The organism is Devosia sp. Soil_C_22 (assembly GCF_057657195.1).
Genome location: NZ_JBDGIY010000001.1, coordinates 872,339 through 887,425, shown reverse-complemented (window position 1 = coordinate 887,425; position 15,087 = coordinate 872,339). Strand labels below are relative to the sequence as shown.

At 65.2% G+C, this 15,087-nt stretch carries 13 protein-coding genes; 5 read left to right on the top strand and 8 right to left on the bottom strand.

Features of this window, described 5'->3' with window-relative positions:
* Positions 1-12: 12 nt before the first annotated feature.
* Together AC3A6I_RS04135 and AC3A6I_RS04130 are read right to left on the bottom strand one after the other, a co-directional pair.
* Entirely contained in the window at positions 13-2,409 is a 2,397-nt protein-coding gene (locus AC3A6I_RS04135) for a tetratricopeptide repeat protein (protein ID WP_487541919.1), read from the bottom strand.
* A gap of 318 nt (positions 2,410-2,727) precedes the next feature.
* The gene (locus AC3A6I_RS04130; RefSeq protein WP_487541918.1) at positions 2,728-3,354 is read right to left on the bottom strand and encodes an Npun_F0296 family exosortase-dependent surface protein; all 627 of its coding nucleotides are present in this window, start codon (positions 3,352-3,354) and stop codon (positions 2,728-2,730) included.
* A gap of 502 nt (positions 3,355-3,856) precedes the next feature.
* Here AC3A6I_RS04130 and AC3A6I_RS04125 point away from each other — a divergent pair.
* On the top strand, positions 3,857-4,600 hold the full coding sequence (locus AC3A6I_RS04125; protein ID WP_487541917.1) for a VPLPA-CTERM sorting domain-containing protein: 744 nt from the start codon (positions 3,857-3,859) through the stop codon (positions 4,598-4,600).
* 100 nt (positions 4,601-4,700) lie between these two features.
* On the opposite strand, the gene rfbC is transcribed toward AC3A6I_RS04125, so the two are convergent.
* The 4 genes from rfbC to rfbB are packed head-to-tail and all read right to left on the bottom strand — an operon-like array spanning position 4,701 to position 8,081.
* A complete protein-coding gene (gene rfbC / locus AC3A6I_RS04120) occupies positions 4,701-5,252 on the bottom strand; it encodes a dTDP-4-dehydrorhamnose 3,5-epimerase (protein ID WP_487541916.1) in 552 nt (183 codons plus the stop codon).
* Positions 5,252-6,133, bottom strand: a complete 882-nt coding sequence (gene rfbA / locus AC3A6I_RS04115; protein ID WP_487541915.1) for a glucose-1-phosphate thymidylyltransferase RfbA — start codon at positions 6,131-6,133, stop codon at positions 5,252-5,254. Before rfbA ends, rfbC begins: the two co-directional genes overlap by 1 nt.
* On the bottom strand, positions 6,130-7,026 hold the full coding sequence (gene rfbD, locus AC3A6I_RS04110) for a dTDP-4-dehydrorhamnose reductase (RefSeq protein WP_487541914.1): 897 nt from the start codon (positions 7,024-7,026) through the stop codon (positions 6,130-6,132). The genes rfbA and rfbD overlap by 4 nt, the downstream gene beginning before the upstream one ends.
* On the bottom strand, positions 7,023-8,081 hold the full coding sequence (gene rfbB, locus AC3A6I_RS04105) for a dTDP-glucose 4,6-dehydratase (RefSeq protein ID WP_487541913.1): 1,059 nt from the start codon (positions 8,079-8,081) through the stop codon (positions 7,023-7,025). Before rfbB ends, rfbD begins: the two co-directional genes overlap by 4 nt.
* A gap of 495 nt (positions 8,082-8,576) precedes the next feature.
* Here rfbB and AC3A6I_RS04100 point away from each other — a divergent pair, with 495 nt between their 5' ends.
* Both AC3A6I_RS04100 and AC3A6I_RS04095 read left to right on the top strand, forming a co-directional pair.
* Positions 8,577-9,275 carry a sugar transferase gene (locus AC3A6I_RS04100; protein ID WP_487541912.1) on the top strand — a complete coding sequence of 233 codons (699 nt, stop codon included), beginning with the start codon at positions 8,577-8,579 and terminating at the stop codon, positions 9,273-9,275.
* Between the two features lie 102 nt (positions 9,276-9,377).
* The gene (locus tag AC3A6I_RS04095; RefSeq protein WP_487541911.1) at positions 9,378-9,890 is read left to right on the top strand and encodes a serine O-acetyltransferase; all 513 of its coding nucleotides are present in this window, start codon (positions 9,378-9,380) and stop codon (positions 9,888-9,890) included.
* Positions 9,891-9,959: 69 nt separating this feature from the next.
* Here the strand turns inward: AC3A6I_RS04095 and xrtD are convergent, their stop codons facing one another.
* Together xrtD and AC3A6I_RS04085 are read right to left on the bottom strand one after the other, a co-directional pair.
* The gene (xrtD, locus tag AC3A6I_RS04090) at positions 9,960-11,558 is read right to left on the bottom strand and encodes a VPLPA-CTERM-specific exosortase XrtD (RefSeq protein ID WP_487541910.1); all 1,599 of its coding nucleotides are present in this window, start codon (positions 11,556-11,558) and stop codon (positions 9,960-9,962) included.
* Positions 11,555-12,349 (bottom strand): WecB/TagA/CpsF family glycosyltransferase, encoded by a 795-nt coding sequence (locus AC3A6I_RS04085; RefSeq protein ID WP_487544979.1) that lies wholly within the window; start codon positions 12,347-12,349, stop codon positions 11,555-11,557. Before AC3A6I_RS04085 ends, xrtD begins: the two co-directional genes overlap by 4 nt.
* A gap of 589 nt (positions 12,350-12,938) precedes the next feature.
* On the opposite strand from AC3A6I_RS04085, the gene AC3A6I_RS04080 reads away from it, so the two are divergent.
* On the top strand, positions 12,939-13,838 hold the full coding sequence (locus AC3A6I_RS04080) for a glycosyltransferase (RefSeq protein ID WP_487541909.1): 900 nt from the start codon (positions 12,939-12,941) through the stop codon (positions 13,836-13,838).
* Positions 13,839-13,878: 40 nt separating this feature from the next.
* Complete coding sequence (locus tag AC3A6I_RS04075) at positions 13,879-15,066, top strand: glycosyltransferase family 4 protein (protein ID WP_487541908.1); 1,188 nt, start codon at positions 13,879-13,881, stop codon at positions 15,064-15,066.
* The last annotated feature ends 21 nt before the right edge of the window (positions 15,067-15,087 follow it).

Sequence of the window (15,087 nt, the reverse complement as noted above, 5' to 3'; positions counted from 1 at the left end):
CGGCCTCTCACATCAACTCTTCTGCACAACCTCTGCCGCATCCCCATCCCCCAGGGTCCGAAGTGCCGCCTTCGCCTTTTCGGCATCCGCCTCCAGCAAAGCCGGCTTGATCGACAGCGCGCGCTCCAGGCTGGCCTGTGCCAGGTCCTTCTGCCCGAGGGCGCTGTAGGTCATGCCGAGATGGAGGTGGATCAGCGGATTATCGGTCAGCCGGTTGGCGGCGTTGCGCAGCAGCGGCAGCGCCGCGTCGTACTCGCTGCGCAGGTAATAGATCCAGCCGAGCGTATCGAGGTATTGCGGGACTTCCGAACCGCGCAGGCGCTGGGCGATCTCGAAGGCGCGCTGCAGCGAGGCCGGGTCGTTGCGACGCTCCGACAGCAGGCTCGCCAGATCGTTGGCGACGCTGAGCACGGTCTGGTCCTGGGCGTAGAGCTTCTCGTACACCGCGATCGCGTCATCGAAGCGCTGCGCCCGCATATCGAGATTGGCCTGCATCTGCTGCAGCGCCCAGCTGGCGGGATCCTGCTCCAGACCGGCGGTCACGACCGCCTGGGCGGCCTCGGACTTGCCGACTGACAGATAATAGTTGGCGAGGGCCGTTTCGCCTTCGAGACCGGGCTGGATGTCGGCGGCTGCCCGGAAGGCTGCCTCCGCGAGGTCCGCCTGCCCCTGGTCGGAGTAGACCGAGCCCAGCAAGGTCCGGGCCCGGATATCGTCCGGATGCTCCTCGAGGATGCCAAGCAGATAGTCGCGCGCGCCGTCCGGCTGGTTGTCCCGCATGTAGGCGGTGATCAACTGCGGCAGGAGGACGGCCTGGCTGCTACCGTTAGCGATGGCGTCCTGCAGCAGCGCGATCGCTTCACCCGCACGGCCGGCGCCGATGAGCGCGGCGGCGGCGATGCGATCGGCATCGGGAGTGTTGGGATCGTTGCCCAGTTGCCGCAGAGTTTCGGCGATCTGCCGGGCGCCGGTCCAATCCTCGGTCGACAGCTTGAGCTGGGCGAGGAGGTTGAGCACCGCGCGGTTCTGCGGCTCGCGCTGCTGCATGAGCTCGAGCGCGCGCAGTGCCTGATCGGTCTTGCCGTAACGCAGGAAGAACTGAGCGATGGGCAGGCCGGTCTGCGCCGCGTACTGGGTGAGGTCGAGCGCCTTGGAATACTGCTCCTCGGCGAGGACGACCGAGCCGTCGCGCTCATAGGCCTCGGCCAGCAGGCCGTGCAGGGTGGCATTGTCCGGCGCCTCGTTGAGGGCCTGCAACAGATCGGCGATGGCGTCGGTGGTGTTGCCCTTGAGCAGCCGCAGCGAGGCACGCACACTCAGGGCCTCGACATTGCGCGCATCCTCGGTGAGCACCGTGTCCATCATGGCCTCGGCCTCGTCGTTCCGGCTCTCCATGGTGAACATGCGAGCCAGCTGGACGCGGGCCTGATCGCGCTTCTTGGCATCGGTCGTTTCGTCAACGACGGACTGCATGAGATCTACTGCCGCTGTCGCCTGCCCCGACTGCAGCTTGAGCTGGGCCAGCGCCACGCGCAGCGCATAAGTATCGCCGCTGGCCCTGGTGCGTTCGGCGATCGCGGCCTCGAGGTCGGCCACGGCCTTGTCGTTGCCGTGGAACGACGCGAGGAACGCGGCGAGCGTCAGTTGCGCCTGGTCGTCGGAAGGCTCGGCGGCGGCGTGCTGACGGATGACCCGCTCGGCATCGTCGCTCCGTTCCTTGGCGAGATACCAGCGCACCAGACCGTCACGGAACGTCGCGTTGTCGGGGAACTGGGCATTGAGCTTGACGAAAAGGGCCTCGACGGCCGGTTGATCATCGAGCGCCTCGAGCGCGGCGAGCTTCATGATCTGCAGGCCCAGATTGCTGTCGCTGTCGGCTGGGGCCTTGTCGAGATAGCCGCGCGCGCCCGCCGGGTCCTCGTCGAGCAGCCGCTCGGAGGCGAGGACCATCAGTGCATCGACGGACTGGGGATCGGCCGCGAAGGCCGTCTCGGCGAGCTTTACGCCTTCGGCACGATTGCCGCGCTTGATGGCCATAGTGGCCTGCGCGACGAGCACAGCCGGATCCGTGGCGGCGAGCGCCGCGGCCTCCTTGATGTACTTGTCCGCTTCATCCAGCTGCCCGGCAGCCACGAGGATGTAGGACAGCTTGATCCGGGCTTCGACATTGGTGGGCGCCTGCTCGGCGACGGTCATGAAGCTGCGGGCCGCATCGGCGTAGGCGCCCTGCTGCTCCTGCACCTTGGCCAGGGCGAGCAGCGCGTCCGGATATGTGGCTCGCAGCTGAAGAGCGTTGCGGAACTCGAGGCTCGCACGGACCGCATCTCCCTGGCTGACCAGTTCCTGACCGCGTTCGAAATGCGACCGGGCCCGATCCTCGGCGGAACTGCAGCCCGCGAGCGGCAGCATAGCCAGAGCCAATAGAGCGATGGCGGCAGGTCGAACAAACAACGGAAAGGCAAACATCCGGCGGCCCTCTCGATACACGCGCCACGCCACTACGGCTTTAACCCTTCGTGCCAGATTCAGACAACATTTGGGAGAAAAGCGACAGAAAGAGTTAACGCTGAAAATGTGATCGACAGAACTCAAATTTCTGTTTTTCTCCCGGTCTCTGCACATGACGGGAGGAACTCCGAGGTATTCCTTTATTCGATCGGCCAACATCAGAATAACAAAGGGGCCCGCCGAAGCGAGTCCCCTCGTTAACTGTTCTCGTTGATGCGATCAGGCAGCCGTAGCGGCGTTACGCTTGCGGCGCATGCCAAGATAGCCGAGCAGCGCCACGCCCGCGCCGAGCAGCGGGAGACCGGCTGGGATCGGAACAGCGCTGATGCTGGCGAACTCGATGGCCTGCTGCTCGTCCGAGAAGAACTCGACCCGGTCGAACAGGATGTCGGTCACGGAGACAAAGACAGCACCGGCACCGGTGAACAGGCCCGGCACAGGGCCAAGGAAGCTCGCCAGCGTACCAACCGCCGAAGCCCCGTTGTAGAACGTGATCTCGTTGTACTCGTCGGGAGAGCCCCACAGGAAGCTGAACGAGCTCATCAGCGATGAGAAGCTGAGCACCGCCGGATTGGGCGCTGTCGCAGGCAGCGGACCGGCGGCATAAAAGCCGGGGGAGCCGACGCCTCCACCCTCGAAGGGAGAGCGAACAATGCCGTCGTCACTCGCGGTGAATACCGTCGCAGGATCGACGGAGAACGTGCCACCGCCGGTACTGGTCGAGTACGCTGCCAACGCAGCGTAGTCGGGGGTCGTGTTGATAGTGGCGGTCGGAACAGCCATGGCCGAAGACGCGGCAAGCGCCATCGACACGCCGGCGACCAGGCCAACCAGGAATGTCTTCATCGGATAACTCCTCGTCTGCGCGCCCGGTGCTGCCACCAAGCGGTTTCTGCCTACTGCCGCGTACACCATTTATAAACCAACGCATACTTTCCGAGTCAATAGTTATTCTGTTCACTCTCCGCTCACCTGCTGTCACTTGGGGCCACAATACAGAATTCGACGTGACAACAATGACACACCAATTGACGCACTCCAGGCAGAGAGATCACAGACAATCGCGTGACTGCTCCTGTGTACAGTGAGCGTCTCTGCCAGGGAGATTCTGCTTTCCGCACGTTACGGTCTCGATGCTCCCACCGGCGGGAGCTAAAGAAAAACTCTCCCATGAATTGCTTCCCCGATGTCGGCTTCCGCGCTTCCATCGAACGCTTCCCACCTGAACAACAGCATTGATCTTAACCTATGCAGAACATCTGGACCGGTTTTCGTCACAACAACAGTTGTCATGGCCGCCGATTTGCCCTAGTGGAGGTGTGCGGCGCGTAGTTAACCGGTTGTTAAGATGGCAAAAGTAATCTGCGCAGTTCTCGCGGCCGCTGCCCTGACGCTCCTTGGCGGAGCAGGCACCGCGTCCGCCGCTACCCTATACCAGGTCGATCCATCGACGCCTTTCGGCGACAACGGCAACGCCGTGGTCCGCATCGAGTATTCGACCGAGGACTACTACAAGTCCGTCCGGGCGGGCGGCTTCGACCTGTCGACGACGCAGGTCCCGACCCCGGCCACCAGCTTTGTGGCCTGGTGCCTCGATATCATGCATGACCTGACGCTGCCGTCGCAGTATGCGATCACGACCAATCCGTTCGCGAATACCAGCGGCGACATCGCCGACTTCCGCCTGGACAATATCCTGAAGCTGTTCAATACGACCTACGGGACGCTCAACCTGGCCGACGCCAACCAATCGGCCGGCTTCCAGCTCGCATTGTGGGAGCTGGTCTACGAGAAGCCATCCTATGGCTACAGCCTGAACGATGGCCGCTTCGAGGCCAACAACACCGCTGCACGAACCTATGCCAACACCTTCCTGGGGAACCTGACGAAGACGGCGGTCAACGCCTTCCAGCTCGTGTTCTACGAGTCGACCGACCTGGTGAAGGACGGCCGGACATGGAGGCAGAAGAGCCAGAACCTCGTGAGCATCGCGCCCGTGCCGCTGCCGGCGGCCGGCCTGATGCTCGGCGCCGGCCTTGTCGGGCTGTTCGCGATGAAGCGCGCAAAGCGCAAGGACATGGCGAGCGCATAACCGCCCGCACCGTTTCGACATACCTGCCGCCCCGGCCGCCTGACTGGCGATCGGGGCAGTTTCTTTGGCATCGTATGGAGTCGCGAGCAGGCGCCCTGCCCTACTCGGCCGGGAGCTCGGCTTGCTCGAAGCGCGGCGCGGCGGCGTCCTTGCCTGACAGGATCGGCGGGACCGAGAGCGGCCAGTCGATGCCAAGCGCCGGATCATCCCATTTCAGCGAACGCTCGGAAGCGGCATGCCAGAAGTCGGTGGTCTTGTAGAGGAACTGGGTATCATCCTCGAGAGCGAGGAAGCCGTGCGCGAAGCCACCCGGTATCCAGAACTGGCGGTGGTTGGCGGCGCTGAGCTCGACGCCGGCCCATTTTCCGAAGCTGGGTGAGCCGGGCCGCAGATCGACGGCAACGTCGTACACGGCGCCGGAGACCACCCGCACCAGCTTGCCCTGCGCATGCGGCGGCAGCTGGTAGTGGAGGCCGCGCAGCACGCCCTTGTGGCTGGTCGAGTGATTGTCCTGCACGAACTGGCCGGCAAAGCCCGTCGCCTCGCGAAAGCGCTGCTCGTTGAAGCTCTCGAAGAAGCTGCCGCGATCGTCGGCGAAGACGCGCGGCTCGAACACGAACAGGCCGGAGATATCGAGCGCAGTTGCCTGCATCAGCGGCCCTCACGTAGCAGTTGCAGGAGATAGGTGCCGTAGCCGCTTTTCTTTAGCGGCTCGGCTAGTCTTTCGAGCTGGGCATCATCGATCCAGCCGTTGCGCCAGGCGATCTCCTCGGGGCAGGCGACCTTGAAACCCTGGCGCTTTTCCAGCGTAGCGATGAACTGGCCGGCCTCGAGCAGGGAGTCATGCGTGCCGGTATCGAGCCAGGCAAAGCCGCGCCCCATCAGCTCGACATGCAACAGGCCCTGGTCAAGGTAGAGCTGGTTGAGGTCGGTGATCTCATACTCGCCGCGCGCCGAGGGTTTCAGGCCGCGCGCCAGTTCGACCACGTTCTCGTCGTAGTAATAGAGGCCGGTCACCGCGTAGTTCGACTTTGGAACCACCGGCTTTTCTTCGATAGAGACTGCGACGCCGTTGCCGCCGAACTCGACCACGCCGTAACGGCCGGGATCGTTGACGTGGTAGGCGAAGACGCTGGCGCAGCGTTCACGCGCGCTGGCCTTGTCGAGCAGCTTGCTGAGATCGTGGCCGAAAAAGATGTTGTCGCCCAGGATCAGGGTCGACTGGCGGTCGCGGACGAAATCGGCACCAAGAACGAAGGCTTGGGCCAGGCCGTCCGGGCTGGGCTGCACGATATAGCTCAGCGTCATGCCCCACTGGCTGCCATCGCCGAGCAGGTTGCGGAAGCGTGGTAGGTCGTCGGGGGTCGAGATGACCAGCACCTCCCGCATGCCGCCATGCATCAGCGTCGACAGCGGGTAGTAGATCATCGGCTTGTCGTAGACGGGCAGCAGTTGCTTGGAGACCGTCAGCGTCGCCGGGTGCAGGCGCGTGCCGGCGCCGCCGGCGAGGATGATGCCGCGGCGCGCGCTCATGTGATGCGCTCCGGAATGACGGTGTTCAGCGTCCCCATCACATCCTCCTGCCAGAGCGGCAACTCGACGCCAAGCGCCTCGCGCAGCTTGCGTGTATCGAGCCGCGAGTTGAGCGGCCGGCGGGCCGGCGTTGGAAAGGCCGACGACGGCACGGGCAGCACCTTGTCGGGGCCAGCCTTCAGCGTCACCCCGCGCTCCAGCGCCTGGCCGATGACATAGCGCGCGTAGCCGTTCCAGCTGGTCTCGCCGGCGGCGGTCAGGTGGTAGGTGCCGGCGGGGATCGGGCGCTCGTCGGCGATGCGAACGATGGCCTGCCGGGTGATTTCGGCGATGAGCCGCGCGCTGGTCGGGGCGCCGACCTGGTCGTCGATGACGCGCAACTCCTCGCGCGACTGGGCGAGGCTCAACATCTTGGCGATGAAGTTGTTGCCACCCGGCGCGTGCACCCAGCTGGTGCGGAAGATGAGGTGATTGCCGCCGACTGCCTCGATCGCTTCCTCGCCGGCCCGCTTGGTCTCGCCGTAGACGTTGAGGGGAGCGGTCGGGTCGGTCTCGACATAGGGGGCGGACTTGCTCCCGTCGAAGACGTAGTCGGTGGAGTAGTGGATCAGCCAGGCGCCGGTCTTCGCAGCCGCCTCGGCCAGCACACCCGGCGAGGTGGCATTGACGGCCCGGGCCAGCTCGGGCTCGCTCTCGGCCTTGTCGACGGCGGTGTGGGCCGCGGCATTCACGATGATGTCGGGCTGCTCGCGCTCAATGATCGCTGCCAGCGTTTCGGGACGCGAGAGATCCGCGCCGGTGCGGCCGAGGGCGACGATGGTGCCGAGTGGCGCGAGAATTTCGGTCAGCGCCGTGCCGACCTGGCCGTCGCGGCCGAGAACGAGGAGCCTCATCCGTATTGCCTCCGCACCCAGTCGCGGTAGGCGCCGCTGGTGACGTCGGCGACCCAGCTAGAATTGCCCAGATACCAGTCGACGGTCTTTTCGAGGCCGCGTGCAAAGGTCTCGGCCGGGCGCCAGCCGAGCTCGCGCTCGATCTTGCGCGCGTCGATGGCATAGCGCCGGTCGTGCCCCGGCCGGTCGGTCACGAAGGTGATCTGGCTCGCATAGCTGGTGCCATCGGCCCTGGGGCTCTTGGCATCCAGCAAGGCGCAGATGGTGCGGACCACCTCGATATTGGTCTGCTGGTTGTCACCGCCGATATTATAGGTCTCGCCCGGCGCCCCGGCTTCGAGCACGCGGCGCAAAGCGGCGCAGTGATCGCCGACATAGAGCCAGTCGCGCACCTGCAGGCCATCGCCATAGATGGGCAGCGGCTTGCCGGCTAGCGCATTGTGGATCACCAGCGGGATCAGCTTTTCGGGAAACTGCAGCGGGCCATAATTGTTGGAGCAGTTGGTGACCAGCACCGGCAGCCCGAAGGTCTCGCGATAGGCGCGGACGAGGTGGTCCGACGAGGCCTTGGAAGCAGCATAGGGGCTATTGGGACTATACGGGTTGGTCTCGGCGAAGGGCGGATCATCGGGCCGCAGCGTGCCGTAGACCTCGTCGGTCGAGACATGGAGGAAGCGGAACGCGTCGCGCTCGGCCGGCTCGATCTCCGCTAGATAGGCCTTGATCGCCTCGAGCAGGGCAAGCGTGCCCATCACGTTGGTTTCGAAGAACGGTGCGGGACCCGAGATCGAACGATCGACGTGACTCTCGGCGGCGAAATTGATGACGGCACGCACGCGGTGGGTGCGCAGCAGCCCGGCCACCAATGGGGCGTCGCCGATCGAACCATGGACGAAGCTGTGGCGCTGGTCGCGCTCGAGCGGCGCGAGGTTGCCGCGGTTGCCGGCATAGGTCAGCGCGTCGAGCGTCACCACAGGCTCGTCGCTCGCGGCCAGCCAGTCGAGCACGAAGTTGGAGCCGATGAAGCCGGCACCGCCGGTCACCAGGATGGTCATGTGTCTAGCGGGCTCCGCGGACAAGAAAGATTGGCGATGGAGACGTCGGCAAGACACGACCCTTCTGCGAGCGATCCGAGCATAGCGCCACCCATCAGCATATATCGCGCGGCGAGGGAAGCGGCGACCGACGCGTGGCGGCATGCCTAACATGGCGATTGGTCGGTCCGGTCTGGGGCGCCCGCCCGTGTCTCTAGCGGCATCGGACGCCGGCGTGCTGACGCAAGCCCCAGACCGGACGTGAAGAAATACACCGATATCAGCAAGACGTCATCTTCAAACTGGAACGATATGATCGCTCACAATTGTCGATATGGGCTTTCCTTCGGTTACTAATTTGTTAAAATGTGAGGTGTTGGCTTCAAATTGCAGTCGCGGCAGCTGCGTTTGGCCGTTTTGTCTGCTGATATTCGGTGTCGCAACGTGACATATGTTTCAAATTTCAGTCGCAGGCCGAAACTCCGGCGCTCACGATATCTTGCCGATGCCCACCTTATGCACGGTGGGAGCACCCTCGCGTACCAGAACGGTCTGCCGGCGCTGTTCGATTCAGGCCAACCGGCCGTAGCGCCGCTGACCGGCGAGCGGCGCCGGCAACTGGCGCTGAAGCGCGTGCTCGATGCCATCGCCGCGCCGCTCGCGATTCTCATGCTCTCCCCGCTGCTCATCGCCATCGCAATCGCGATCAAGCTGACCAGCCGCGGCCCGGTCTTCTTCTACCAGCGGCGTCCGGGCCTGGGTGGTCGCCAGTTCCTGATGATCAAGTTCCGGACCATGTATGTCGAGCGCGAGGATGCCTCGGGCATCCGGCAGACCACGGTGGGCGACAACCGCGTCACCGCGCTTGGCCGCTTCCTGCGCCAGACCAGCCTCGACGAACTGCCCCAACTGTTCAACGTCGTCTCGGGGGAAATGTCGCTAGTCGGTCCGCGCCCACATGTCGAAGGCATGCAGGCCGCGGGACGGGACTACCGGGAACTCGTGCCCCACTACGAGTATCGCTACTGGATGCGACCGGGCGTAACCGGCTGGGCCCAGGCGAATGGCCTGCGCGGCCCCACGGATGATCCGGGACTGGCGCGCGCCCGCATCGACCATGACGTAGCCTATATCCAGAATTTCTCGGTCCTGCTCGATCTCAAGATCCTGTGGCTGACGATCCGCCGCGAATTCCTGAGCGGCAGTGGGGTGTAGCTGCCGACGGATCCCCGTGCCCACCGCGGCGCGCTGGACTTGCACGCGGCAATCGGATTGCCTGGTTCAACTGTGAATCACAGCGCCGCCAGGAATGAACTGATGCAGCCAACGTCCGAGCCGGCTGGAACGATTGTGTCGGCGAGCGAGCCCGACTGGTCGCGCGAGGCGAAGACTTTCTTTCAGTGGGCGCCGTCGCGCTCGCTGCTGGCCAGCATCCGCCGCTATCAGCGGTGCGCCGGCCGACGGACGCCCTGGCATGCGCTGCTCAAGCGCATCGCGGTACTGCAGCACCGGTTCTGGTCGGTGGTGACAGGCGCCGAAATCCCGCTGATCACCGACATCGGCGGCGGTCTGCTGATCCCGCACCCCAATGGCATCGTTATCCATCCCGCTTCGCGCATCGGGCCGAACTGCCTGCTGTTCCAGCAGGTCACGCTGGCAGGCGGGCCAACCCTGGGCGGCCACGTCGATATCGGCGCAGGCGGCAAAATCATCGGCACCATCACCATCGGCGACCATGCCGTCGTCGGCGCCAATGCGGTGGTGATAGAGGACGTGCCGCCGGGCGAAACGGTAGTGGGCATTCCAGCGCGACCGATCCGCCGGGGCTAACGGCATAGCGACGCCTACCCGACGCGCATAGGTAAGGCAGTTACCTTAGCGCCGCCGAAGCCGCTGCCGTCACGCCCCCGGCACGAAGCGGTCGATAGGGGCGATGACGCTGCGGACGGCGTCCTGTAGTCGGGCTTCGGCGGCTTCCATCGGTTCATCCTGGCCGATCGGGGTGATCAGCCGTACGAGGGCGCCGTCGCTGCGGCCGTCGGTGACCTTGGACCAGGTGAGCAGAAGCTTGGCATAGTAGGAGGACGAGGTGCGCTCGCCCTGCTGCTCGTACCAGAAGTAGACCAGCATCTGTTCGAGACCCTTGCGGATGACGGCGCGGTTGAGCGTGAACGGCCCGGCGCCCGCGCCAGCCTGGGTTTCCACTTCCTCGAGGCTGGCGATCTCCCAGCCGGCGGCCGGCAGGCAATCGGTGGGCGAGTGGGTGCCGCCGCGCAGCTGGTCTTTATAGTAGGCCATGAACAGGTCCACCGGTGCAGCCCTGCCGGCGCCGGTCAGGCGGGCGGCATAATAGTCGTCGGCGGCCAGCACGCGCACCGTTTCTGCATCGAGGCGCTGGGCCGGCCCGGCCGTCCACTGCCCGAGCTCGCGTGGGAACAGCGCGAAGGACTGGCGCTCGACCACGGCCAGCGGCCGCGGCGGGATCACCTGCCAGGCGAGGGCGGCGAGCGAGACGAGCAGGGCGGCGCCGACAAGGGCGGGCGCCGCCTCGAGCCGGCGGATGCGGGTTGCCTGCTGCCAGAGCCCGTCCATGTCGAGATCGAGGGCCTGCACCAGGCCCTGCCGCGGGCGGCGGAAGAACAGCAGCGCCCAGGTCAGCGCGAAGAGCAGCAGGATGCAGACGATGAAGATCACCCAGCCCTCGAGGAAGTGGCTGAGCCCCTCGACGAAGGCGGTGCCGTAGTGATTGACGACTACACCGGCGATGGCGATGCGCACCGAATTCATCAGCACGGTGATCGGTCCGGCGGCAACCAGCAGCACCAGTTTGTGCCAGAACGGGCCGCGATAGAGCGTCGAGAAGAAATACGAGAAGCTCAGGATCGGGAACAGGTAGCGCAGTCCCGAGCAGGCTTCGGCGACCTGGAGCTTGTAGACGCCGAGGTCGATGATATTGCCATCGAGCAGCACCGGCACCTGCAGGACCTGCAGGAAGAACACGCCCAACTCGGAGGAAACGCCCTGCAGGTAGGTCGACAGACCGTAATACAGCACGCCGGGGAGCGGCAGCATGAATACCAGGTGCAGCACCGGCGGCCAGAACTGCTTGCCGACGCGCCAGCCGAAGCAGACCAGCACGGTGCCCGCGACCCACAGGATGATGGCGTAGGCGACGAAATCGGAGATCTGCACCATGCGGCCGATGCCGCCGAGCAGCAGCGCGAAGGCGAGGACGGCGATGCCCGGGCCGCGATCGGTGACGGGTCCCAGGTCGGCGGGCATGTCGCGCAACTGGCGCAGGAACATATAGGCCGACAGCACCGGGACGAGCGGACCGTAGCTATACTCGGGCGTGCCCCAGCCTTCCACGAAGGCGATCACACCGGTCTGGAAGTAGACCGCGGCGCCAATGATGGAGAGCAGCAGCCAGTAGATGCCCCAGCCCTGAAACGCCGCGAGGCCAGGCAGCCTGGTGTTGGTGTCGCGAATGGTGGTCATTTGCCGCTCTCTACCGGCTCGATGGGCCGCGCTGTGACGCGAAACTCGGCAGCCGGAGTGCGGCCGGCGGCCGGTCGATGGCTGAAGCGCTCGCGCAAGGCATCGACCACCAGCTCCGGCAGGATCAGGGCGCACTCACGATAGCGCCCGGCGAGGCGGCGGTAGTCGCCGGCGAGGCGCCACAGCCACTCCAGCGCCAGGCGCCGCACCCATAGCGGCGCGCGGCGCTGTGTGCCGGCGATGAAATCGAGCCCGGCCCCTACCCCGACGAAGCCGCAGTGCGGCAGCCGATCCATGGCACGCGCCGTGAACAGCTCCTGCTTGGGCGCGCTGAGCGCGGTCAGGCAGAGCCGCGCACCCGATGCGGCGATCTGGGCGATGGCTCGCTCGGCTTCGGCGCCGGCGGCGTCAAAGCCCACGGCCGGCGCAATGCAAGCGACGATCTCGAGACCGGGATAGCGGGCAACGAGTTGCCTGGCCGCCTCCTCTAGCGCTGCCGGACTGGAGCCGAAGAAGGCGACCGGCACCTTCTGGCGCTGGGCCAGCTGCATGAGCGGGTCCACCAGATCCGAACCGGTAATCAGCTCGACGGGCCGGCCGGCCAGGCGGTGCAACCACACGACCGGATTGCCGTCGGCCACGACATGGCTCTGCCGCGCGTAGGCGAGACGGAACTCCGGGTCGCGCCGCAGCTTGACGATGTGATCGAGATTTTTAGTGACGACGCCGAAACCGCGATTGGCCTTTACCCGACCTTCGAGGTCGAACAACAGCACATCCCGTTTGGCAATGGTGACGTTAAACAGACAAAACGACGTCTCAGCACGCATTTCCGGTTCGCAAGCCCTAAAACTCCAAGCGCCGCCCCGGAGACCATCCTTAAGAAATTGTTAAGCCACAAGCGAACTTGGTGTCTATAGTGAATTTACCGCACCATTCACGTTTTAATACCGTATTGGCTTTCCGCATTTCGCGCGTTTCGCGCCTTTCCTCTGTTCATAATCGTACCAGCACGTATTCTCTGTGACATCGATTTGCCTCTCTCAACGACACGTCAGACATGATGCGCGCACTCCAAGAAGACGACAGTCTATCTGCGGATCGTGGGCGCATTCCCCTCCGAACGACAGTCTTCTTGCTGGCGCGGACAACCGTCGGGCACCGCAACAGCGGCACCTCCGCAGACCTCGTCTGGCGATGGGGAGCGCCGACGGAACGGCATGCCATAGCGGCCATGGGGACCAGCGGCGGCGGCGGTCGCGTCGAGCCAGATGTCGATGGCGACCCGCATGGTTACGATACAGTCAATCTTCATTTGACAACTGGGCGCGGCGCGCGAATTCGTGTCGCTCGACAGTTGTTCGTAGCCACGAGGCGAGGATGATCGTTCATCGAGACACGCTTTTCTCGTCGTCGGCGGGGGAATTGAAGGAAACAGCGGCGCAACCGGCGTTCGATGCCGCCATCGTCATTCCGGCCAACAACGAAGAGAGCTACATTGCTGGCTGCCTCATGGCGCTGCTGTCGCAGGACGAGGCCGCAGGGCGCCTGCAGATCATCGTTGCGGCCAATGCCTGCACCGACCGGACGGAGGAGATCGTGCGGTCGCTGGCCGCCGCTGCGCAGGCGCGGGGCTGGGACCTGCTGTGCCAGTCCAGTCCCGAGCCGGGCAAGGCGGCGGCGCTCAACCGCGCCGACGAACTGGTGGCTGCGCCGATCCGCATCTATCTCGACGCCGACGTCGTCTGTGCCGAGGACATGATCGGCCGGCTTCGCACAGCGCTGGCCGGAGAGGCCCCGGCCTATGCGACCGGCAGACTGATCGTAGCCCCTGCCCGCAGCTGGGTAACACGCGCTTATGGCCGGCTGTGGTCGATGCTGCCCTTTGCCAGCGACGGCGGCACCGGCGCCGGGCTGTTTGCCGTGAACGCCGCCGGCCGCTATCGCTGGAGCACCTTTCCGTCGATCATCGCCGACGACAACTTCGTTCGTCTGAGCTTTGCGCCCGAAGAGCGGATCGAAGTCGCGTCCAGCTACACCTGGCCGATGGTCGAAGGGTTGCGCAACCTGGTCCGCGTGCGGCGGCGGCAGGATGCCGGCGTCGAGGAGGTGTACCGACTCTATCCCGGCCTGCGCCCCAACGACCCCAAGCGGAAGCTCGGCATCGACGAGCTCATGGGCATCGCGGTGCGAGAGCCGGTCGGCTTTGTCGTCTATGGCCTCGTGCGCCTGCTGGTCCGGGCCCGGCCGACCGATACGGCATGGAGCCGCGGCAGATGAGGCGAACCGCGGGCAACGCAGCGGCGAGGCACGCTGCCAGATGACGATCGGCTATCTGATGAATACCTACCCGCTGGTCAGCACGACCTTCATCGGCCGGGAAATCCAGGCCCTGGAAAGCCAGGGGACCACGATAAGACGCTACGCCATCCGGCCCTGGAGCGGGCAGCTGGTCGATGCCGGCGACCGGGCCGAGCAGGCCAAGACCGAATATCTGCTCACCGATCGCGCACGTATCTTCACCAGCCTCGTGCGCGAGTTGCTCCGGTCCCCTGCCCGCTTCCTCAAGGCGCTGGGGCTGACGCTGCGGCTGATCGGCAACGCGCGCGGGCGCGTGATCAAGCATTTCGCCTATTTCGCCGAGGCCACCGTGCTGCGCCGCCTGGCCGAGCGCGATGGCATCAGCCACCTCCACGCACATTTTTCGACCAATGCCACCACGGTCGCCATGCTGTGCCGCGAGCTGGGCGGGCCAAGCTACAGCTTTACGGTGCACGGGCCGGACGAGCTGTTGGCCCCCCTCGAGAACAGCACCGGCGAGAAGGTGGCCCGCGCCCGCTTCGTCGCCTGCATCAGCCACTTTGCCCGCTCGCAGGTGATGCTGTTTTCGGACGAGGCGCACTGGGACAAGCTGGCGATCGTGCATTGCGGCGTTACGCCGGCGAACTATGGACAGCGCCCGCGCGGCGCCTACGGCAAGCACATCCTGTTCATCGGCCGGCTCGCGGCGGTGAAAGGCGCCCCGCTGCTGCTCGAGGCGGTTGCGAATGTGCGGGCCGCCCATCCCGATCTCAGCCTTGCCATTGTCGGCGACGGCCCGGACCGGGCGCGGCTCGAGGCCCGGGCGGTAGCGCTGGGTCTTGCCGATGCGGTGACGTTCCTCGGCTACCAGAGCCAACCGGCCGTCGCCGAAATCCTCGAGCAGGCCGATATGCTGGTCCTGCCCAGCTTCGCCGAGGGCGTGCCGGTGGTGCTGATGGAAGCCATGGCGAGCCGTCTGCCGGTGATCGCAAGCCGCGTCGCGGGCGTGCAGGAACTGGTCGAGCATGGAGTGTCGGGCTTCGTCACGGCGCCGGGCGATGTTGCAGACTTGAGCACGAAGCTTGGTTCGCTGCTGTCGGATCCCGCGCTCTGTGCGCGCATGGGCGCGGCGGGCCGGATGAAGGTGGAAGCAGAGTTCGACGTGACGAAAGAGGCCGCGCGACTTGCAACAAGTCTGCGTGGGTGAGCGCATGTGTATCCAAGACAC

Coding starts and splice junctions, on each gene's coding strand:
- rfbB (WP_487541913.1), bottom strand. CDS start 8,081: ATGACCATCCTGGTGACCGGCGGTGCCGGCTTCATCGGCTCCAACTTC.
- rfbC (WP_487541916.1), bottom strand. CDS start 5,252: ATGCAGGCAACTGCGCTCGATATCTCCGGCCTGTTCGTGTTCGAGCCG.
- AC3A6I_RS04130 (WP_487541918.1), bottom strand. CDS start 3,354: ATGAAGACATTCCTGGTTGGCCTGGTCGCCGGCGTGTCGATGGCGCTT.
- rfbA (WP_487541915.1), bottom strand. CDS start 6,133: ATGAGCGCGCGCCGCGGCATCATCCTCGCCGGCGGCGCCGGCACGCGC.
- AC3A6I_RS04135 (WP_487541919.1), bottom strand. CDS start 2,409: ATGCTGCCGCTCGCGGGCTGCAGTTCCGCCGAGGATCGGGCCCGGTCG.
- AC3A6I_RS04080 (WP_487541909.1), top strand. CDS start 12,939: ATGATCGTTCATCGAGACACGCTTTTCTCGTCGTCGGCGGGGGAATTG.
- rfbD (WP_487541914.1), bottom strand. CDS start 7,026: ATGAGGCTCCTCGTTCTCGGCCGCGACGGCCAGGTCGGCACGGCGCTG.
- AC3A6I_RS04125 (WP_487541917.1), top strand. CDS start 3,857: ATGGCAAAAGTAATCTGCGCAGTTCTCGCGGCCGCTGCCCTGACGCTC.
- AC3A6I_RS04100 (WP_487541912.1), top strand. CDS start 8,577: ATGCACGGTGGGAGCACCCTCGCGTACCAGAACGGTCTGCCGGCGCTG.
- xrtD (WP_487541910.1), bottom strand. CDS start 11,558: ATGACCACCATTCGCGACACCAACACCAGGCTGCCTGGCCTCGCGGCG.
- AC3A6I_RS04095 (WP_487541911.1), top strand. CDS start 9,378: ATGCAGCCAACGTCCGAGCCGGCTGGAACGATTGTGTCGGCGAGCGAG.
- AC3A6I_RS04075 (WP_487541908.1), top strand. CDS start 13,879: ATGACGATCGGCTATCTGATGAATACCTACCCGCTGGTCAGCACGACC.